Genomic DNA, 19,146 nt, shown 5'->3' with positions numbered 1-19,146 from the left:
TGGGCCGCGTCACCACCGCGCGACCCACTCGCCCGTTTATGAATTTTTCTCATTTCCGAATCGGAAATGTCATAGCTTGACCTCGTGAGCAACCGACCCCGTGCCTCCGCTGGTCGTGCCGTTCTCCTCCTCCGCGCCGGGCTGATCGCCGGCCTCGTGATCGCCGCCGCGGCGTTCCCGCTCGCCGCCCTCACCGGCATCGGCGCCAAGGCCACCGCACACGCAGTGGAGCAGAAGACCAACATCCTGAAGACCGCGCTACCCGCCGAGACCTCGTACCTCTACGCACCGGACGGCAAGACCGTGCTGACGATGTTCTACGAGGAGTACCGGCAGTACACCAAGATCCAGGACATCTCGCCGAACGTGCAGCAGGCGATCGTCGCCGCCGAGGACAACCGCTTCTACCAGCACCACGGCGTCGACCCGAAGGGCGTGGCCCGCGCCTTCGTCGCCAACTCCCGCTCCGGCGGCGTCTCCCAGGGCGCCTCGACCCTCACCATGCAGTACGTCCGGATGGCCCTGCGGGACAGCGCCAAGACCCCGAAGGAGGTCCAGGAAGCCACCCAGCAGACCAGCCTGCGCAAGGTCAAGGAAATGCGCATGGCGCTGGACATCGAGAAGCACCTCAGCAAAGAACAGATCATGGAGCGGTACCTCAACTCGGCCTACTTCGGCCACCGGGCGTACGGGATCTACGCGGCCGCGCAGATCTTCTTCTCCAAGACCCCGGCCACGCTCACCCCGGCCGAGGCGGCCACCCTGGCCGGCCTGGTGAAGTCCCCATCGGAGTACGACCCGATCACCTCCGACCAGAAGGACGCCACCGGCCGGCGCAACTACGTGCTCGACAACATGTCGCGGCTCGGCTACCTGTCGCCCGACGCGGTCGCCCGGGCCAAGGCCGAGCCGATCCGGCTGCGGCTGACCAACCCGCCGAACGACTGCGCCGCGCTCCTGGAGAAGTACCGGACGACCTGGGGCTTCTACTGCGACTACCTGAAGAACTGGTGGAGCTCGCAGCCCGCGTTCGGCAACAACCGGCTGGAACGGATGGACAAGCTGCGCCGGGGCGGCTACCGGATCGTGCTCGCCCTCGACCCGAAGATCCAGGAGGCGGCGGAGAAGAACGTGGGCGCGAAGGACGGCACCGGCAGCCCGTTCGCCAACGGCATCGTGGTCGCCGAGCCGGGCACCGGACGGATCAAGGCGATGGCGGTGAACCGCACCTACTCGCTCGACCTGAGCGAGAACCCGAACAGCTCCAACCCGGAGGCCGGCCCGAACGTCAAGGCGAACTATCCGAACACCGTGGCGCCGCTGCTCGGCGGGGGCACGCTCCCCGGCTACCAGGCCGGATCGACGTTCAAGATGTTCACGATGCTCGCCGCGCTCAACTCCGGGACGAAGCTCTCCGACACCATCAACTCGCCGTTCAAGTACCAGTCGGCCATCTACGACGGGTGGGCCCCGGTCAACGCCAGCGGCGCGATGACCGGCGTGCAGACCATGTGGTCCGGCTTCGGCAAGTCGGTGAACACCTTCTTCGTGCAGTTGGAGGAGAAGGTCGGCGCGGAGAAGGGGGTGCGCCTGGCCGAGCAGCTCGGGCTGCGCTGGCGTACCGACGTGGACCGCGACCACGCCTCGCCGGACAAGGCGAACAAGTGGGGCGCGTTCACCCTGGGCGTCTCCGACGCCACCCCGCTGGAGATGGCGAACGCGTACGCCGCGGTGGCCGCGGACGGCCGGTACTGCGAGGCGATCCCGGTCAACGCGATCTTCAACCGCGACGGCACGCCGGCCATGTACAAGACCGCCGGCGGGGTGGAGCGGGAGGTCGCCAAGCCGCGCTGCCGGCAGGTGGTCAGCGCGGACGCGGCCCGGGCCGCCACCGACGCCGCCCGCTGTCCGACCGGTGACACCCCGGCCAAGGGCGGCTGCGGCGGCTGGTCCACCGCCGACAGCGTCCGGGGCACGGTCGGCCGCCCGGTCGCCGGCAAGACGGGTACCACCGACAGCACCCGGTCCGCCTGGTTCGTCGGCTACACCCCGGAGCTGGCCGCGGCGAGCTTCATCGCCGACCCGGACAACCCGTTCAACGCGGTGGGTGACGGGCTCTCCCAGGTGCCCGTGGACGCGGTGGCGACCACCCTGCGCGACGCGCTCAAGGGCCAGCCCACCCACCAGTTCACCCCACCGTCCGACCAGATCGTCGGCTGACCGTCGAGCCCACGACGACTCCGGCTCGGCGCGTCTGGAGCCGCGCCCCGACCCGGAGCCGTCGGCCGGACCGCCCGGGGGTGCGCCCGGGTAGTTGATCAAGAGGTTTGCGTCCAGGACCTGCGGATCCTGACGCGGACCTCTTGATCGCCGTTCCGGGCCGGGCCGGCCCGGTCAGCGCAGGTCAGCGGCGACGAAGGACCAGAGTTCGAGGTCGACGCGGGCGCCGCGGACGAAGCCGGCGTTGCGCAGCAGGCCCTCGTAGCTGAAGCCGGCCTTCTCGGCCACCCGCCGGGACGCCACGTTGCCCGGCGCCACCCGCAGTTCGACCCGGTGAAAACCGTGCTCCAGGATCAGCGCGATGGCGACCGCGTCCACCGCCTCGGCGGCCAGGCCGTAGCCCCGGGCGTGCGGCGCGACCGCGTACGACACCTCGGTCAGCCGGGCACCCCAGTCGGTGCGCCGGGTCCAGAGGCAGCCGACCACCCGCTGGTCCTCCCGGCGGACCACCCCGTAGTGGTCGCCGTCGCCGCTGTCCCGGCGCTGCCGGGCCAGCTCGGTGCACCAGGCGCGCCCGTCGATCCGCCCCGACGAGTCGGCCAGCGGCAGCCAGCGCTGGGTCTGCCGGTCCCCGAACACCTCGTCCACCGCCTCGGCGTCGGCCGCCACGAGCGGGCGTACCTCCGTGCGCGGGGTGGACACGGTCAGCGTCGGGAAACGGCGCACCGCCACCTGCCCGATCACACGGCCGCGCCGTGCGCGAACAGCGGAGCGATCCGCTCCGGCCCGACCAGCCGCGGGTCCAGGTTCCGCCCCAGCCGCCCGGCGGCCAGCCCCAGGTACGCCGCGTCCACCTGGTCCGGCCCGATCTGGAAGCCCGCCGCGTCCAGCCCCCGCACCCCGAGGGCGGCCAGCAGCCCGAGGGAGAGCGCACCCGTGCCGTGCCCCGAGGAGGGTGCGCTCAGCACGACGCGCGGCACGATCATCATCGACTCCTGATCTGGGGTGGTTTCCGCCCGCGTGACCATACCCGCCCGGACCGACGCGCGGCGGCCGTCGACCGGCCGGTTCCGGCCCGGTGCAGCTCAGTGGCGCCGCTCATACGAGTAGCCTTGGCCAACGTGTACCGGTTCCTGCTGACCCCGCGCTGGCTGGGCTATCTCGCACTGACCCTGGTCGCGGCCGTGCTGATGGTGTTCCTCGGCAACTGGCAGCTGGACCGCTACCGGGGCCGCACGGCGATCAACGAGCGGATCGACGCCGGCTCCACCATGACCCCCGCGCCGCTGCGCGACGCCCTGCCCGTCCCGACCGGCGGGCCCGGCACCACCGGCCCGGCCCCCGCCGAGCAGCTCACCTGGTCCAGGGTCACCGTCACCGGCCGGTACGACCCCACGAACCTGGTCCTGGTCCGTGGCCGCACGATCGGCCGAGACGTCGGCTTCGAGGTGCTCACCCCGCTGGTCCTCGCCGACGGCACCGCCGTGCTGGTCGACCGGGGCTGGATCCCGCCCGCCCCGGGCGGCGACGCCACCACCCAGCCGGAGGTGCCGGCGGCACCCAGCGGGGACGTGACGGTCACCGGCCGGGTGGTGGCCAGCGAGAGCGGCGGCGGCACGGTCGACCGGCGCAACGGCAAGCTGGAGAGCCGACGGATCAGCATCCCCCGCATCGCCAAGCAGCTGCCCTACCCGGTGGCCGGCGGCTACGTCCTGCTCGACCAGCAGACCCCGGCCGCCGACCCGGCCTTCCGGGCCGTCCCGATCGGGCACACCAACAACTGGCAGAACTTCGGGTACGTGGTCCAGTGGTGGCTCTTCGCCGCCATGAGCCTCTTCGGCTACGGCTGGGTGGCACGCCGGGAGGCGCGGCGCGCGGCCGGCCTGGACAAGCCGCGCAAGCCGGTCGACCGGGCCGCCGAGCCGGCCTCCGCGTGACCGACGCCCACTGATCGGACCGGGCCGTCGGCGGCCACACGGGACATCGGCGACGCTGTAAGGTCCGCCCATGATCGCCAACCGTCGGGGGTCGCGGTGACCCCTGATCCCACCAAGCCGTTGCCGCCAGGCCAGCCGCCGATGCCAGCACAGCCGACGTACGACCCGTGGGCCGCCATGCCCCCCGCCGTCGCGCCGCCCACCGAGCAGTTCCCGGTGCTCCCGCCCGGCCCCGCTCCGACCGCGCCGGGCGCCTCCGCGCCGTCGGACGCCTCCGCGCCGTCGGACGCCTCCGCGCCGTCGGGGGCCTCCGCTTCGGGAAGCGCCGGCCCGCCGGATGCTCCGCCGACCATGCGGTTCGCCGCCCCGCCGGCCCCGGTCCCGCCGACTCCGGCCCAGTTCTCCGCGCCCCCGGCCACAGCCCAGTTCTCCGCACCGCCGGCCACAGCCCAGTTCTCCGCGCCGCCGGCGCCGCAGGCCGGTGAGCTGCTGGCGCGCCCGGGTTCGGCTCTTCCGGTACCCGCCCCGCCGGTCGGGCCGCTGCCGCCCGGGCAGTCCGTGGTCGCGGTCCAGATCGGCGAGATCATGGTGGCCCCGCCGGTGATCCGTACGCCCGTCGGCGCGCTGCCGCTGGCCGGAGCCTCCTGGCACGTGATGGACCACTGGCAGAAGGAGGAGAAGGTGGCGACCTGGGCGCTGGTCTGCGCCATCCTCGGCTTCTTCTGCCTGACCGTGTTCAGCCTGCTCTTCCTGCTGATCAAGGAGACGAAGCACCACGGGACCGTGCAGGTGACGGTGACCAGCGGCGGCCAGCAGTACGTGGCCCGGATCCCGGTGGTCGACCAGTTCCAGGTGCAGCACATCAACAACCAGGTCAACTACGCCCGCTCGTTGTCGCTCGGCTGACCCGTACGGCGTCGGAGGCGGGCACACCGCCTCCGGCGCCGCTGGCTAACCGGTGGGCCGGCCGGCGTGGATGGCCCGGACCGCGTCGATGGTGTCCGCCTCGGCGGCGCTCTTGTCGTCCCGGTAGCGCACCACGCGGGCGAACCGCAGCGCCACGCCACCCGGGTAGCGGCTGCTCGTCTGCACCCCGTCGAACGCGATCTCGACCACCTGCTCGGGGCGGACCCGGACCACCCAGTCGCCCTTCTCTACGGCCAGGCCGAGGAAGCGCTCGGTCTGCCAGCGCAACAGTTCGTCGCTGAGCCCCTTGAACGTCTTGCCGAGCATGACGAACTCCCCGGTGCGCGGGTCCCGGGCGCCGAGGTGCAGGTTGGACAGCCAGCCCTGCCGGCGCCCGCTGCCCCACTCCACCGCCAGCACCACGAGGTCGAGGGTGTGCCGGGGCTTGACCTTGACCCACGCCGAGCCACGCCGGCCGGCATCGTAGGGGGCGTCCGGATCCTTGACCACCACACCTTCCTGGCCGGCGTCGACGGCGGCCGCGAAGGCGGCGCCGGCCTGCTCCGGACCGTCCACCTCCATCCGCCCGACCAGCAGCGACGGATCGACCGCGCCGGCCAGCGCGGCCCAGCGTTCCCGGCCGGGCAGGTCGATCAGGTCCGTGCCGTCGAGGTGCAGCAGGTCGAAGAAGTACGGAGTCAGCACCGCCTGGCCGGTGCGCTCGGCGGCGGCGAGCACCGCGGGGGCCACCGCCGTGCCGCCGGTGGTGCTGGGCGTGGTGCGCCGGGCCGCCCGGCTGGAGGTCTCCTGGAAGGGCAGCGGGCGGCCGGCGGCGTCCAGCCCGATCGCCTCGCCGTCGAGCACCAACTCCCGGGCCGGCAGGGCGCGGACGGCGGCCACCACCTCGGGCAGCCGGCCGGTGATGTCGTCCAGGCTACGGGTGAAGACCGCGATGTCCTGCCCGGACCGGTGCACCTGGATCCGGATGCCGTCGAGCTTCACGTCGACCACGGCGGGGGTGCCGGTGGCGGCGAGCGCCTCGTCCACCGTGGGGGCGCTCTGCGCCAGCATCGGGGCCAGCGGGCGGCCCACCTGGAGCCCGAAGGCGGCCAGCGCCGCCGCGCCGCCGGAGAGCGCCGCGACCGCCACCTCGCGTAGGTCGCCGGCGAGCAGCAGGGCGCGCCGGACGGCCGCCAGCGGCACCTCGGCGGCCCGGGCCACCGCGTCGGCCAGCAGGCCGGCCTGGGCGCCCTGGCGCAGCTCACCGCTGAACAGGCCAACCAGCAGCCGCTGCTCGTCGGCGGTGGCCGTGGCGAAGAGCCGGCCGAGCAACTCCCGGCGGCGGGCCTGCGAGCCGGGGCCGCGCACCGCCGCGATCTCGTCGACCGCCGCGTCGACGGCCGCCACGGTCAGGGCCGGCTCGGCGGCTGGCGGCGGCAGGTCGCGCAGGCTCGCCCAGCCCACGCCGGTCTGCCGTTGGCGCAGCTCACCGGCGAGGTAGCCGGCGCCCGCCGGGACCTCGGCCGGATCCAGCGACCGCAGCGCGGCGGCCAGCAGCTCCACCTTGGCCCGCCGGCCGCTGGTGGCGCCCACCGCGGCGGAGGTGGCCGCCAGGTCTAGGAACCGCACGAACCCATCCTGCCAGCCACCGCCGACCGGATGGCGTATCCCGGCCGGGCGACGGGCCCCGCGCGCCACCCGGCCGGGCGACCGATCCCGTGCACCGCCCGGCCGGGCGACCGATCCCGTGCACCGCCCGGCCGGGCGACGGGCCCCGCGCGTCGCCCAGCCGGCGATCGTGCCGGCCCCGAAATGCCGGTGCGGACCGCCACACACCGGGCCGGGTCGGTCGCACGGCGGCAGGCCGCGCATCGGCAGGACCGCTTGCCCGACGAACCCCGCAGGTGTGCGAGACGCTACGAACTTGATGACGTGAACGAGTCAGCGCCAACCCCGTCCACACCGGCCGGCGCGATCCATCCACGTCATCAAGTTCGTAGTCACCCGAGAAGCATGGCCGGACGTTGCCCCTCGAACAGCGGCCGGCGGCCACCGAGACCGCAGCGGACGGGTCGAACCGGGTGGGCCGGACCGCTGACCGAACCCGGGCGGGCCGAACCGGGGGCCGGACCCGGCGCGATGGTCAGGCCGAGACCGGCTCCTCGATCCGCAGGCCGCGCGCGCGGACCTCGTCGGCGACCCGGGTGAGCAGCGTGTCGAGCGTGACCAGCGCGGCGGAGAGCTCGCCGAGCTGTTCCTTGAGGGTGTCCTCGGGCCACGCGGAGACGTCGACGTCCCCCAGAGCACTCACGGCGGCCTGGAGCCGCGCCATCTCGTCGTTCGTACGCATGTTCGAGAGGCTATAACACCCCCGCGCCCGACACACCCCAAACTCCGACATCGGCTGCGAAGTTACGCTTCCGACACGTGCAGCCCGTCCCGGCCCGGGTGAACCCACCTAGCCCCGGTTCGCGCCCGCCTCGGCGACCTTGGCCAGCAGCAGCGCCTCGGCGACGCAGACCCGGGCGAACTCGCCCAGGTGCAGGCTCTCGTTCGGCCCGTGGGCCCGGGCGTGCGGGTCCTCGACGCCGGTCACCAGGATCGCCGCCTCGGGGAACATCTCCTGGAAGGTGGCGATGAACGGGATCGAGCCGCCGACGCCGATGTCGACCGGGTCGGTGCCGTCCCAGGCCCCCCGGAAGGCCGCCCGCGCCGCCTCGAACATCGGCCCGGTGGCGTCGATGACGCAGGGCGCCCCGTCGTGCTCGAAGGTCACCGTCACCTGCGCGCCCCACGGCGCGTGCTTCTCCAGGTGGGCGATCAGCGCCGCGTACGCCTGCTTCGGGTCGTCGCCCGGCGCCAGCCGTACGCTCAGCTTGGCCTTGGCGGACGGGACCAGCGCGTTCGGCGCCTCCCCGGTGGCCGGCGCGTCGACGCCGAGCACCGCGATGGCCGGCTTGGTCCAGAGCCGGTCGGTGATCCGCCCGGTGCCGAAGAGTTGGGCCCCGTAGACCAGGCCGGCCTCGGCGCGGAACCGGTCCTCCGGGTAGTCGACCGTGGCGCCCTCTCGGCCGACCAGGCCCTCGACGGCCACGTTCCCGGCGTCGTCGTGCAGCGTGGCGAGCAGCTTGGCCAGCGTGGTGAGGGCGTCCGGCACGGCGCCGCCGAACATGCCGCTGTGCACGGCGTGGTCGAGGGTGCGCACCTCCACGAAGCAGTTGACGATGCCGCGCAGCGAGGTGGTCAGCGCGGGCACGCCGACGTCCCAGTTGGTGGAGTCGGCGATGACGATGACGTCCGAGGCGAGCTCCTCGCGGTGCGCGATGAGCAGCTGCTCCAGGGAGTCCGAGCCGTACTCCTCCTCGCCCTCGATGAAGAGGACCACGCCGACCGGGAGCTGGTCGCCGAAGGCGCGCAGCGCGGCGACGTGCGCCATGATGCCGGCCTTGTCGTCGGCGGCGCCCCGGCCGTAGAGGCGGCCGTCCCGCTCCACCGGCTCGAACGGGTCGGACTCCCAGAGCGACAGGTCGCCGACCGGCTGCACGTCGTGGTGGGCATACATCAGCACGGTGGGGGCACCGGGCGGGGCGGGCTTCGTCCCGATCACCGCCGGCTGGCCGCCGGAACGCACGATCTTGGTGTCGAGACCGCAGCCGCGCAGCAGCTCCGCCACAGCCTCGGCGGAGCGCTCCACGTGCGAGTGGTCGAAGCCGTCGAAGGCGATACCCGGGATGCGGACGAGGCGTTCCAGGTCGGCACGGACTCCGGGCAGTTCACGCTCGACGGCGGCCCGTACCTCGGACTCGGACAGGATCGGTGTGGTCATGACCGGCATCGTATGCCGGCCTTACCGGGGGCACCCGCCGAGCCCGTCCCGCTGGCCTGGCCGCGGGCGGCGGACGTAGTACCGGTCGGCGTCGTGCGGCAGGGTGGGGGCGGCGTCGACCACCACGTCGGCCGCGGCCTCGGTGCCGTCGGCGGCGAAGTGCGCCCGCTCCCCGACGTGCCAGCGGCGCAGCTCGGGCAGGATCTCCGCGCCGTCGCGGGCGACCGCGCGGGACAGCCGCAGCTCCGCGGGCGCGGTGACGAACACGGACAGGGTCAGCTCCCGCCGGATCGCCGCGCGGGCGGCGCTCACCCCCTCGACGATCAGCACCGGCCCGGCCGGCACCGGCACCGCCTCGTCCAGGAAGCACCGCCGCACCCAGCTGTACCGGCGGTAGGCCCCGGGCCGGCCCGCGCGTACCGGCCCGAGCACCCAGCGCTCCAGCCGGGGCCAGAAGGTGACCTGGTCGTCCCAGCCGTCCAGCAGGTCGTCGGTGCGGACCACCGGCGGCCGCTCGCCGCCGGGCAGCGCGCCGAGGGCGTCCGCGAGGCGCGTCGCGAACAGGCTCTTGCCCGCGCCGCTCGGCCCGTCGACCGCCACCAGTCGGGTACGCCCCAGCCGCGCCGGCGCCGCGAGCACCCGACGCGCCAACCCGGCGTACGCCTCGACCACCGTCACCGGCCTCACGCCGGCTCGCCCAGCATCCCCGCCAGCCAGGCCAGCTCGGCCCGCGTGGTCGCCCGGGCGATAGTGAGCAATCCCCGCCGGTACGGATCGTCCACCTCCTCCGCGCGCACCGGCCGGTCCCCCTCGTAGAAGAAGCTGCTGGGCGTACGCAGGAAGGCCAGCCGGCGGCGGAGGACCGCGTCGCGGGCCGCCGGGTCGTCGAGGTGGCGCAGGAACGCGAGCAGGGTGAACCAGCGGTTCTCGTCGCTGATCTCCACCTCCTCGGGCTCGGCCAGTCGGCGCCGGAGTTCGGCGCGGCCCCCCTCGGTCAGGACCAGCATCTGACGGGGTGCCGCCCGGGAGCCCGGCTCGGCTCGCCGGGTCAACCAGCCCGCCCGCTCCAGTCGCTTGATCGCCGGGTAGAGCGTGCCGTCGGCGATCGGGCGCACGTGTCCGGTCAGCTGAGCCACCCGCCGCTTGAGGTCGTAGCCGTGCAGGGGTTGCTCGGCAAGGAAACCGAGGATGGCGAGTTCGAGCACCCGCTCATAATACCCCGCTTCCGTTATACCTCGGCACGGATGTATTGTGCCGGGCATGCGTGCTGCGACTGTGGGCCCGGACGGGGCTCAAATGCGATGGGTGGAGATCGCCGGCGAGGAGCCGGCGCGGGTGTACGTGCACGGGTTGGGGGCGATGTCGACGGCGTACTTCGTCCCGGTGGCCACCCGCCCCGGACTGGCCGGACACCGGTCGCTCTTCGTCGACCTGTTCGGCTTCGGGTTGAGCGACCGACCGGCCACCTTCGGCTACACCCTCGAGGACCACGCGACCGCCCTCGCCGCGACCCTCGATCGGGCGGGGGTACGCGAGGCCGACGTGGTGGCGCACAGCATGGGCGCCGCCGTCGCGATCGTGCTCGCCCACCGGCGGCCGGATCTCGTCGGCCGGCTCCTCCTCGTCGAGGCGAACCTCGACCCGTACCCCCGCCGGACGGTCGGCAGCAGCGGCGTAGCCGGGTACGCCGAGGCGGACTTCCTGGCCGGCGGCTACGCCGAGACGCTGGACCGGGTCGGTCCGTTGTGGGCCAGCACCATGCGGTTCGCCGATCCGGTCGGCCTGCACCGCACCGCGACGGGACTCGCCGCCGGCACCCGACCGACGATGCGCCGCCTGCTGGAGCGGCTGCCGATGCCGAGGACGTTCGTGCAGGGTGGGCTCAGCGACCCGGTGACCGACGCCGCAGGGCTCTCCACCGCGGGCGTGACCGTGGTGACCGTGCCCGGCGCCGGCCACAACGTCATGCTCGACGCGCCCGACGAGTTCACCCGGGTGGCGGCCGCCGCGCTAGCCGTGGCCTGATCTGCACCGACCGGCTACCGCCTCCGGGGGATTTCCCTCGGCGGCCCGGTGAGCGCCGGTCGTTCCCCGGGCACGGCCTCCGGACGGCCGGCATCATCGGGTGGTGCTCCATGACGTGATGTGTCCGGGCGTCGACGCCCTGTTGGAACAGGCCCGGGCCGGACTCCGCCGACTCACCCCGCACGAGACCGTCGATGCGGTCCGCAAGGGCGCGCTGCTCGTCGACACACGTAGCGAGGCGCAGCGTCGTGAGCAGGGCGAGCTGCCCGGGGCGATCGTGATCGAACGGACCGTGCTGGAGTGGCGCCTGGACCCCGCCAGCGCCTGGCACATCCCCGAGGCGACCGGCTACGACCGGATGATCGTGGTGGTGTGCCGGCAGGGCTACAGCTCCAGTCTGGCCGCCGCGAGTCTGCAGGCGCTTGGACTGCGGCGGGCGACCGACATGATCGGCGGGGTGCAGGCGTGGCAGCAGGCCGGACTGCCCATGTCCGACCGCCCCGCCGACGTCCGCTACTGACTGGTCAGACCGGTGCGCCGGCGGGCGCGACCCGAGCCAGCCAGGCCGCCGCGTCGGACGGGTCGAGCGGCGCGTCCACCTTCAGCGAGCCGGGCAGCACGGTCAGACCCTCGATCAGTACGTCCGCTGTGGCCGGTGCCCGGGCGGGGTCAGACGGGCGGCGCGCCGGGGGGAATGAACGGCAGGCCCGGCGGTGGGCCGGACTCGATCAGCCGCCAGAGGGCATCGGTGTCGAGGTGCTCCTCGACCAGGTCACCGAGGAGATCCAGGGTCCGTTCGCGGGCGGCGGCGAACGCGGTGTCCGGGGCGACCTTGAAGCCGGTCCGCCCGGCCGCCTCGGCGACCTCGGCGAGGAACCGGCGGCGGAAGGCGTCGGACTCGAAGGCGCCGTGCCAGTGGGTGCCGTGCACCGCGCCGAACCGGGCGCCCTCGCCGGTGCCGTCGGCATACCACAGCAGCGGCGGCAGCCCCGGGTCGGCGGCGGAGACCTGCCCGTGGTGGATCTCGTAACCGTGCACCGGGACGTCCCCGGCGGCTGTGCCGGTGGCGCGGCGCACCGTCTTGCGCGGGTCGAAGGTGATCTCGATGGGCAGCAGCCCGAGCCCGGGGACATTGCCCTGGCGGCTCTCCACCGGATCGTGGATCACCCGGGCGAGCATCTGGAACCCACCGCAGATGCCGAGCAGCGGCCGGCCGGCGGCAGCCTGCGCGCGGACGGCGTCGGCCAGGCCCGTCTCCCGCAGCCAGGCCAGGTCGGCGACGGTCGACTTGGAGCCGGGGAGCACCACCAGGTCGGCCGCGGCCAACTCGGCCGGCTCGATCGTCAGCCGCACCCGGACGCCCGGCTCGGTGGCGAGCGCCTCGACGTCGGTGGCGTTGCTGATCCTGGGCAGCCGGACCACGGCGACGTCGAGCCAGTCGCTGCCCCGGGGCGCCGCCGGCCGGCCGAGCACCCGGCCGTACGCGAGCGAATCCTCGGCGTCCAGCCAGAGGTCCAGCTCCCAGGGCAGCACCCCGTACGTGGGGCGGCCGGTCACCCGGCGCAGCATGTCCAGCCCCGGCTGGAGCAGCCCCAGGTCGCCCCGGAACTTGTTGATCACGAATCCGGCGACGAGCGCCTGGTCGGCCGGGTCGAGCAGGGCGACCGTGCCGAACATGGAGGCGAACACGCCGCCCCGGTCGATGTCACCGACCACGATGGTGGGCAGCCCGGCCTGCCGGGCGAGCCCCATGTTCACGTAGTCGCCGGCCCGCAGGTTGATCTCGGCGGGACTGCCGGCGCCCTCGCAGATCACCACGTCGTACGCGGCCCGCAGCTCGGCCAGCGCCCGGTAGGCGGTCGCGGCGAGCCGGGGACGCAACTGCCGGTAGTTGCCGGCGGTGACGGTGTCGACCGCCTCGCCGAGCAGCACCACCTGGCTGGCGTGGTCGCTGCCCGGCTTGAGCAGCACCGGGTTGAAGCGCAGGTCCGGAGCGAGCCCGCAGGCGGCCGCCTGCATCGCCTGGGCCCGGCCGATCTCGCCGCCCCGCCCGTCCGGGCCGACCACCACCGCCGAGTTGTTGGACATGTTCTGCGCCTTGAACGGCGCCACCCGGACGCCCTGGCGGCGCAGCCAGCGGCAGATGCCGGCGGTGAGCACGCTCTTGCCGGCATCGGAGGTGGTGCCGGCGACCAGCAGCCCGCCGCTCACCGTCCACTCCCCCGGCGCACGGGACCGCCGCCCGCGACCCGACCCGGCCGGTCGGCCGCCCTGGTCCCGCCGAACGCGACCCGAATCGGCCGGTCGGCCGCCCCGGTCCTGCCGAACGCGGCCCGACCCGGCCCGTCGGCAGCCCCGGTGCCGCCGAACGCGGCCCGGCCCCGGCCACCGGCCGTCGCGCCCAGCCCGCGCAGGGCGGACCGGGCGGTTGCGCCGACGAGCCGGCCCACGGTCAGCCGGTAACCGGCGGCGAGGCCGAGCGCGGCCAGGCCGACCGCCCCGGAGATCCGGGCGGCGCGCCTCAGGTGCCGCGCCTCGGGACGGGGCCCGTCACCGAGGAACGGGCGGGTCTCCGATCGTCCGAAGTAGACGTTTCGGCCGCCCAGCCGGACGCCGAGCGCTCCGGCCATGGCCGCCTCGCACTGCCCGGCGTTCGGGCTCGGGTGGTCGTTACGGTCGCGTCGCCACACCCGCCACGCGGCCCCGCGGTCCCCGTGCGCGGCCGGCGCGACCGCGATGGTGAGCAGCCCGGTCAGCCGGGCCGGGACCAGGTTGAGCAGGTCATCCAGGCGGGCGGCCGGGGTGCCGAAGCGGGCGTACCGGGGAGAGCGGTGGCCGACCATCGCGTCGAGCGTGTTCGCCGCGCGGTAGCCGAGCAGGCCGGGCAGCCCGGCGACCGCACCCCAGACCAGCGGCGCGACGACCGCGTCGGAGGTGTTCTCGGCGACCGACTCGACGGTGGCCCGGGCCAGCTCCGGCTCGTCCAGCGTCGACGGGTCCCGGCCGCAGAGGTGGTTGAGCCGGCCACGGGCGGCGGGCAGGTCGCCGTCGCGCAGTGCCCGCGCCATCAGCGTCGACTCGTGCCGAAGGGTGCGACCGCCCAGCACCGTCCAGGTGCCGACGGCCACCAGCGCCGCGCGGGCCACCGGCCGGCGCCGGGTGGCGAGGGTGGCGGCGACGCCGAGCAGCACCGGCCCACCGACGGCAAGCACGGTGAACGCCGCGCCGGCGGACCGGTCCGGCCGGTAGATCCGCTGCTCCAGCGCGCCGGCAGCCCGGCCGAAGCCGGCCACGGGATGCCACCGGCGGGGATCGCCGAGCAGCGAGTCCAGGGCATAGCCCGCCACCAGTCCCGCCGCGTTCGCCATGGCGGTCGCCTGCCGCACCCGCACCACCTCCGGCCGGCCAGCCTAGTCGTACGGCGGGGTGGCCACGCCGGCGTCACCACCCCGCTCCCCCGTGCACGACCCGACAGCTCAGGCGGGCACCGGCGTCCGCCGGCCGCGCCGGCCCCGGCCGGTCGGGGTGACCCCCTGGACGTCGCCCTCCGGGGCGGGCTCGCCCGGGCCGTCACCGGGTTCGGGGGCCAGTTCGTCGTCCGCCGCGTCGTCGTCGGTCCCGCCGTCGAACGGGTCGGCCAGCTCGTCGAGGTCACCCGCCGGCCCGTCCGGGTGGGCGGGCAGGCCGTGCCCGGCGCGCGGGGCGTCGAACTCCGGCAGCTCGAAATCGTCGTCGAACGGCCGGTCGTCGAGCGAGGTCGGCGCCTGCGCCACCGGCACCGGCTCGGTCGCCTCGCCGTGCACCCGGCGCTCCGCCTCGGCGTCCTCGACGGTGCTGGTCGTCATGCTCGGGCGGTTGCGCAGGAACCGGGCCCGCCCCCGGGACAGGTCGTGCCCGACCGCGACCGCCTCCAGCTCGTAGACGGTGCGGTGGTTGCCCGCGTCGTCGGTCCAGTCACGGGTGTAGAGGCGGCCGGCGACGACCACCGGATCGCCGACCGCCACCGAGGCGGCCACTCCCTCGGCCAGCTTCCGCCAGCAGTTCACCCGCACCCGCAGGCTGTTCCCGTCGACCCAACGGCCGGAGTCCCGGTCGAGGCGGCGGGCGGTGGAGGCGACCTTGAAGTTGGCCACCAGGGTGTTGCTCTGGGTGGTGCGGCGCCACTCGGGCGCGGTCAGCACGTTGCCGACAATCGTTACATAAGTGTCGAACATCGCCCCTCCACGTAGACTCGGCTTGTCGGGCCGAGCCTCGACCGACGGCGGCGCGGCCACCAGCCCGCGCCGCCCTGGCTGTGGACGACGGACCGGCCTGTGGACAACGACCTGATCAAGGCCCCGTCTGCTAGGGACCCCGGCGCGCGTGCCGGTCAGCGCCCGGCCGGCGCGCAGGGCTACCGCCGGGTAGCTTGGCGGCGTACCGTCGCGGTCGTGGAACCCGACGTGCTGGGACCGCCGTACGAGCGGCGGACGATCGACCTGGGCGCCGACGACGAAGGACCGGTCGTCGCGACGCTGGTCCGTCGACGGGCCGCGCGCCCCACCGGCCGGGCCGTTCTCTACGTCCACGGCTACGTCGACTACTTCTTCCAGACCCACGTGGCCGACCACTTCGCCGAGCGAGGCTGGGACTTCTACGCGCTCGACCTGCGCAAGTACGGCCGCAGCCTGCTGCCGCACCAGACCCCGAACTTCTGCCACGACCTGAGCGACTACTTCCCCGAGCTGGACGCCGCCGCCGAGATCATCCGCGCGGACGAGGGGCACGACACCCTGCTCGCCATGGGCCACTCCACCGGCGGCCTGATCATCTCGCTCTGGGCGCACGCCCGCCGGGAGGCCGGCCTGGTCGACGGGCTCTTCCTCAACAGCCCGTTCTTCGACATCAACGCACCCTGGCTGGTCCGTCGCCCCCTCGCGGCCGCCGTGTCCCGGCTGGGCCGCCGGGCACCGCACCGCATCCTCCCGTTCGGGCTCGGCACCGTGTACGGCGAGAGCCTGCACGCCGACCACCGCGGCGAGTGGCGGTACGACCTGGCCTGGAAGCCGCTCGCCGGGTTCCCGGTGCGCGCCGGCTGGATCAACGCCATCCGCGCCGGCCAGCGGCAGCTCCGGGCCGGCCTGGACATCCCCGTGCCCGTGCTGCTGGCCTGTTCGACGCGCAGCTACCGGGGCATGAAGTGGCACGAGTCGGCGACCCTCGCCGACGCGGTGCTCGACGTGGAGCACATGGTCCGCTGGGCGCCCCGGCTCGGTCGGCACGTCACCCTGGCCCGCTTCGACGGCGGACTGCACGACCTGACCCTGTCCGGCCCCGCCGTACGCGAGAAGGTCCTTGCCGAGGCCGGGCGGTGGGCGGAGGCGTTCCTCGACGCCGGGCCGACCGAGCCGGCGCCGGACGGCCCGCCGGCGGCGCGGCGGCCGGTCGAGGACCGGGCCGGCGCGGCCGCCGACGGCTGAGCCGACGGTCAGCGGTAGCCGGCGGTGGCCGCGGCGAGCGCCGACCGGATGCGGTCGAACGTCGCGACCGGGTGGCCACCGTCGACGGAGGGCAGCACCAGGCCGAGGCAGTGCAGTGCCAGCTCCCCGCCCGGGTCCGCCTCGACGCCGAACACCGGCGCGCCGACGTACCCCGTCGGCAGCTCAGTGGTGACCCGCAGCTCGTCACCGACCCGGACGACCCGCTCGACCACCGCCTCCAGCGGCCGCGACCCGTCCCCGGCGACGCCGAGCGCCAGCACGAACGCCGAGCCGGGCTCCGCGCCCACCCGGGCCACCGCGTCGGCCCCCGCGGCCACCGCGTCGCTCACCTGCTGGGTACGCCAGCGCCAGCCCCGGTCCTCGGCGTGCCCGTGCAGCCCGCCGGTGGGCATGGCGGCCAGCCCGACCTCCGGGAGGTGCAGCCACTGACCGGCGAAGTCGGGCAGCAGGATGCCGTCCGACGCCACGCCCGCCGGCTCGGTGACGCTCGGTCGCAGACCGATCTCCCCGTACGGCGCCCGCGCGGCCGCGTCCGCGGTCAGCAACCACTCGTGCACCACGTCCCCGTCGTCGGTCGAGCCGACCAGCTCGGTGTAGAAGAAGGCGGTGCCGAAGCCGCCGGCGGCCGCACCCGGCCGGTCGAACTGGCTGACGGGCAGAATGGCGCGGCCGAGGAGCTGGCACAGCTCGTAGACGACCTCGTTCTCGGTTTCCTGATCGAGCAGCACGACGCAGAGGGTACAAACCGGGCCGAACGCTCGGCGGGCGGGGCGTAACCCCGGTGCCGGTATGGGACACATCGTGCGACCCTGATCATCGACGTGGCCCGCGCCCACCCGTTCCCCCGAGCGACCGGGCAGCGGCGGTACCCTCTTGGCGCGACACGTCGACGCGCGCCCGTAGCTCAGCGGATAGAGCAGGGGACTTCTAATCCCAAGGCCGCAGGTTCGAATCCTGCCGGGCGCACCACCGCCACCCCAGGTCAACGGCTCGTCGCTCCCGGCCCCTCGGCCCCCGTACAGCCATTCGTACAGCCAAGTCAGCCAAGAGCTGCTTCGCAGCCTCGTCCACGGCGACCCGCTTAATCTCCGGCAGGACATGGGCGTAGGTGTTCACGGGCAAGCGGTGGTTGATCGGACGTCTCACAAGCTGTGACGTCCGGGTCGTCGACGATGGGGACGGCGCGGAACGAGCGTGGGGCAGGGCGTGCGTCATCTCCCGGCCGCCGGATCAACGATCGCGGGAGGAGCCTGGCTGGATAGCCTGGTAGATCATGGCGGACTGGGAGATTCGACCGGCGTCGGCAGCGGACGTCGAGGCGGTGGCCGAGTTGCGGGCCGTGGTGCTGCGGGCGGATCTGGAGCGGCTCGGGCGATATGACGAGCAGCGGGTCCGGCAACGGCTGCGGGACGGGTTCCGGCCGGCGCACACGTGGGTGATCGAGGTGGGCGGCGCGTTCGCCGGCTGCGTGTCGCTGCGGCCGGCCGAGGACGCCCACTGGCTGGAGCACTTCTACCTGGCCCCACACCTGCAGGGCAGCGGCATCGGTACCGCCGTACTGCGCGGGCTGCTGGAGCAGTGCGACCGCGACGGCATGCTGGTCCGGCTCAACGTGCTGCAGGGCAGTCCGGCCCGGCGGCTGTACGAGCGGCACGGATTCACCGTCGAGACCGAGGATCCGGTGGACGTGTTCATGGTGCGCGAGCCGGCCCTGGCCGTGTGACAAATGATCATTAGTCGGGGCTCCGCTTCCAGGCGCGAGCCCGGCGAGGCCAGGCGCCTAGCTCGGCCAGCCGATCGCGTCGAGGAAGTCTTCCACGGCGACCACGACTCGGCTGAGCACCGCGATCGACTCGGTGAGCGGGCCGGGTACGTACATACCGTGATCCGCGCCGTCCACCTCCAGCACATGGGGTGACAGTCGGCGGGCGAGGTCACCGTCCCACACCGTGTCGGCCGTGCCCCCCACGAGGAGGAACGGCGCGGTCGCACGGCCCAACGCGTCAGCCACCCACGGCAGGGTGAGCAGGGGCGTGAGCCACACGGCGGGCAGGGATCTTTCGGCGGCGATCGCTGCCGCGTTCGTGCCGAGGGACTTGCCGATCAGCAGTGGGCGACCGCCAACAGTGTCGATCAGCGGAGCGATCTCGCCGCTGGCCCAATCCTCGATTTCTGGCTGATCAAGCTTCGGAAACTCCTGGGACCATGAGTGTCGGTGCACGGTTGCACCCCGCTGCTCCGCCACATCGCCGGCATACATGAGCAGGGGTGCACCCGGTCCGAACCTGGCGCCGGGAATGACGACCGCGTCAGCCATGCGGACGACCCTACCTAGACACCCTCGGTCTCCGAGATCGGCGAGATCTACAACATCGCTCGGTCAACCGCGTACCGCGCTGTCAAGGAGCTGCACGAGCGAAACCTCGTGTACGGACAGCAGGGGCAAGGCGTCTTTGTCGCGGAGTCGGAGCAGCTAGGCGACTGAGGATCCCGGCGCCATGGGCATCACGGGCGCTTCCGGTCACCGGCAGCCGGCAACGGCACCATGCGCTCCTCGTACACCTGGATCTCCGCGCGGAAACGGCGCGCGGCCGGGTGCCAGATCTCGTCGAACGGCCCCATGACGTCGCCGCCGATACCGAGCCGGCGGACCCGGGACGCCAGCCACCCGAGGAGGCTCAGGACGACGGCCAGGCAACCGACCACCAGCAGGATCGCCATCAGTTCCGCCATGTGAGCACGGTACGGCACC

General features: G+C 73.8%; 17 protein-coding genes, 1 tRNA gene and 3 pseudogenes. 8 read left to right on the top strand and 13 right to left on the bottom strand.

Annotated elements, in window-relative coordinates; translation table 11 throughout:
- The first annotated feature begins 84 nt into the window (after positions 1–84).
- Complete coding sequence (locus FXF52_RS13515) at positions 85–2,220, top strand: transglycosylase domain-containing protein (RefSeq protein WP_148797055.1); 2,136 nt, start codon at positions 85–87, stop codon at positions 2,218–2,220.
- Between the two features lie 174 nt (positions 2,221–2,394).
- On the opposite strand, the gene FXF52_RS13510 is transcribed toward FXF52_RS13515, so the two are convergent.
- Both FXF52_RS13510 and FXF52_RS13505 read right to left on the bottom strand, forming a co-directional pair.
- Positions 2,395–2,952, bottom strand: coding sequence for a GNAT family N-acetyltransferase (locus FXF52_RS13510; protein ID WP_255471901.1), 558 nt, complete (start codon positions 2,950–2,952; stop codon positions 2,395–2,397).
- Positions 2,953–2,966: 14 nt separating this feature from the next.
- Positions 2,967–3,209, bottom strand: a pseudogene (locus FXF52_RS13505) (cobyrinic acid a,c-diamide synthase); the annotation flags it as partial.
- A gap of 132 nt (positions 3,210–3,341) precedes the next feature.
- Between FXF52_RS13505 and FXF52_RS13500 the strand changes: the two are divergent.
- Positions 3,342–4,157, top strand: coding sequence for an SURF1 family protein (locus tag FXF52_RS13500; RefSeq protein WP_148797214.1), 816 nt, complete (start codon positions 3,342–3,344; stop codon positions 4,155–4,157).
- A gap of 141 nt (positions 4,158–4,298) precedes the next feature.
- On the top strand, positions 4,299–5,063 hold the full coding sequence (locus FXF52_RS13495; RefSeq protein ID WP_255471900.1) for a hypothetical protein: 765 nt from the start codon (positions 4,299–4,301) through the stop codon (positions 5,061–5,063).
- A 45-nt stretch (positions 5,064–5,108) separates the two neighbouring features.
- Here the strand turns inward: FXF52_RS13495 and FXF52_RS13490 are convergent, their stop codons facing one another.
- The 5 genes and pseudogenes from FXF52_RS13490 to FXF52_RS13470 form a co-directional block, all read right to left on the bottom strand.
- Positions 5,109–6,692 carry an ATP-dependent DNA ligase gene (locus FXF52_RS13490; RefSeq protein ID WP_148797047.1) on the bottom strand — a complete coding sequence of 528 codons (1,584 nt, stop codon included), beginning with the start codon at positions 6,690–6,692 and terminating at the stop codon, positions 5,109–5,111.
- 514 nt (positions 6,693–7,206) lie between these two features.
- Complete coding sequence (locus FXF52_RS13485; RefSeq protein ID WP_123242657.1) at positions 7,207–7,413, bottom strand: hypothetical protein; 207 nt, start codon at positions 7,411–7,413, stop codon at positions 7,207–7,209.
- 108 nt (positions 7,414–7,521) lie between these two features.
- Entirely contained in the window at positions 7,522–8,889 is a 1,368-nt protein-coding gene (locus tag FXF52_RS13480) for a dipeptidase (RefSeq protein ID WP_148797044.1), read from the bottom strand.
- Positions 8,837–9,567, bottom strand: a pseudogene (locus tag FXF52_RS13475) (uridine kinase). The gene FXF52_RS13480 and the pseudogene FXF52_RS13475 overlap by 53 nt, the downstream one beginning before the upstream one ends.
- A 5-nt stretch (positions 9,568–9,572) precedes the next feature.
- Entirely contained in the window at positions 9,573–10,094 is a 522-nt protein-coding gene (locus FXF52_RS13470) for a PadR family transcriptional regulator (protein WP_148797038.1), read from the bottom strand.
- Positions 10,095–10,149: 55 nt separating this feature from the next.
- Between FXF52_RS13470 and FXF52_RS13465 the strand changes: the two genes are divergently transcribed.
- Both FXF52_RS13465 and FXF52_RS13460 read left to right on the top strand, forming a co-directional pair.
- A complete protein-coding gene (locus tag FXF52_RS13465) occupies positions 10,150–10,914 on the top strand; it encodes an alpha/beta fold hydrolase (protein ID WP_148797035.1) in 765 nt (254 codons plus the stop codon).
- A 118-nt stretch (positions 10,915–11,032) separates the two neighbouring features.
- Entirely contained in the window at positions 11,033–11,434 is a 402-nt protein-coding gene (locus FXF52_RS13460; protein ID WP_148797210.1) for a rhodanese-like domain-containing protein, read from the top strand.
- Positions 11,435–11,583: 149 nt separating this feature from the next.
- Here the strand turns inward: FXF52_RS13460 and FXF52_RS13455 are convergent, their stop codons facing one another.
- From FXF52_RS13455 to ssb, 3 genes and pseudogenes are all read right to left on the bottom strand, one after another.
- Complete coding sequence (locus FXF52_RS13455; protein WP_148797032.1) at positions 11,584–13,125, bottom strand: cobyric acid synthase; 1,542 nt, start codon at positions 13,123–13,125, stop codon at positions 11,584–11,586.
- Between the two features lie 164 nt (positions 13,126–13,289).
- A pseudogene (locus FXF52_RS13450) lies at positions 13,290–14,300 on the bottom strand (cobalamin biosynthesis protein); the annotation flags it as partial.
- 90 nt (positions 14,301–14,390) lie between these two features.
- Positions 14,391–15,128 carry a single-stranded DNA-binding protein gene (gene ssb / locus FXF52_RS13445; protein WP_148797030.1) on the bottom strand — a complete coding sequence of 246 codons (738 nt, stop codon included), beginning with the start codon at positions 15,126–15,128 and terminating at the stop codon, positions 14,391–14,393.
- A gap of 216 nt (positions 15,129–15,344) precedes the next feature.
- Between ssb and FXF52_RS13440 the strand changes: the two genes are divergently transcribed.
- Positions 15,345–16,373: an alpha/beta hydrolase gene (locus FXF52_RS13440; protein WP_148797027.1), complete on the top strand. Its 1,029-nt coding sequence runs from the start codon at positions 15,345–15,347 to the stop codon at positions 16,371–16,373.
- Between the two features lie 8 nt (positions 16,374–16,381).
- Here FXF52_RS13440 and FXF52_RS13435 read toward each other — a convergent pair whose 3' ends face one another.
- Positions 16,382–17,122, bottom strand: coding sequence for a hypothetical protein (locus FXF52_RS13435; RefSeq protein ID WP_148797025.1), 741 nt, complete (start codon positions 17,120–17,122; stop codon positions 16,382–16,384).
- Positions 17,123–17,287: 165 nt separating this feature from the next.
- Here FXF52_RS13435 and FXF52_RS13430 point away from each other — a divergent pair.
- Together FXF52_RS13430 and FXF52_RS13425 are read left to right on the top strand one after the other, a co-directional pair.
- Positions 17,288–17,363, top strand: a tRNA-Arg gene (locus FXF52_RS13430).
- Positions 17,364–17,667: 304 nt separating this feature from the next.
- A complete protein-coding gene (locus FXF52_RS13425; protein ID WP_148797022.1) occupies positions 17,668–18,117 on the top strand; it encodes a GNAT family N-acetyltransferase in 450 nt (149 codons plus the stop codon).
- A gap of 57 nt (positions 18,118–18,174) precedes the next feature.
- On the opposite strand, the gene FXF52_RS13420 is transcribed toward FXF52_RS13425, so the two are convergent.
- Entirely contained in the window at positions 18,175–18,711 is a 537-nt protein-coding gene (locus tag FXF52_RS13420; protein ID WP_148797019.1) for an alpha/beta hydrolase, read from the bottom strand.
- A 188-nt stretch (positions 18,712–18,899) separates the two neighbouring features.
- Positions 18,900–19,127 carry a hypothetical protein gene (locus FXF52_RS13410; RefSeq protein ID WP_222870507.1) on the bottom strand — a complete coding sequence of 76 codons (228 nt, stop codon included), beginning with the start codon at positions 19,125–19,127 and terminating at the stop codon, positions 18,900–18,902.
- Positions 19,128–19,146: the final 19 nt, after the last annotated feature.

It is taken from the genome of Micromonospora sp. MP36, assembly GCF_008119785.1.
GTDB lineage: Bacteria > Actinomycetota > Actinomycetes > Mycobacteriales > Micromonosporaceae > Micromonospora.
Note: the sequence above shows the minus strand (reverse complement) of the source record. Positions and strands in the feature narration are given on the sequence as shown.

What these genes read in the sequence shown, in the direction of transcription:
- FXF52_RS13495 (WP_255471900.1), top strand. Translation starts at nt 4,299, where the DNA reads ATGCCAGCACAGCCGACGTACGACCCGTGGGCCGCCATGCCCCCCGCC.
- FXF52_RS13485 (WP_123242657.1), bottom strand. Translation starts at nt 7,413, where the DNA reads ATGCGTACGAACGACGAGATGGCGCGGCTCCAGGCCGCCGTGAGTGCT.
- FXF52_RS13480 (WP_148797044.1), bottom strand. Translation starts at nt 8,889, where the DNA reads ATGACCACACCGATCCTGTCCGAGTCCGAGGTACGGGCCGCCGTCGAG.
- FXF52_RS13465 (WP_148797035.1), top strand. Translation starts at nt 10,150, where the DNA reads ATGCGTGCTGCGACTGTGGGCCCGGACGGGGCTCAAATGCGATGGGTG.
- FXF52_RS13460 (WP_148797210.1), top strand. Translation starts at nt 11,033, where the DNA reads ATGTGTCCGGGCGTCGACGCCCTGTTGGAACAGGCCCGGGCCGGACTC.
- ssb (WP_148797030.1), bottom strand. Translation starts at nt 15,128, where the DNA reads ATGTTCGACACTTATGTAACGATTGTCGGCAACGTGCTGACCGCGCCC.
- FXF52_RS13425 (WP_148797022.1), top strand. Translation starts at nt 17,668, where the DNA reads ATGGCGGACTGGGAGATTCGACCGGCGTCGGCAGCGGACGTCGAGGCG.
- FXF52_RS13420 (WP_148797019.1), bottom strand. Translation starts at nt 18,711, where the DNA reads ATGGCTGACGCGGTCGTCATTCCCGGCGCCAGGTTCGGACCGGGTGCA.
- FXF52_RS13410 (WP_222870507.1), bottom strand. Translation starts at nt 19,127, where the DNA reads ATGGCGGAACTGATGGCGATCCTGCTGGTGGTCGGTTGCCTGGCCGTC.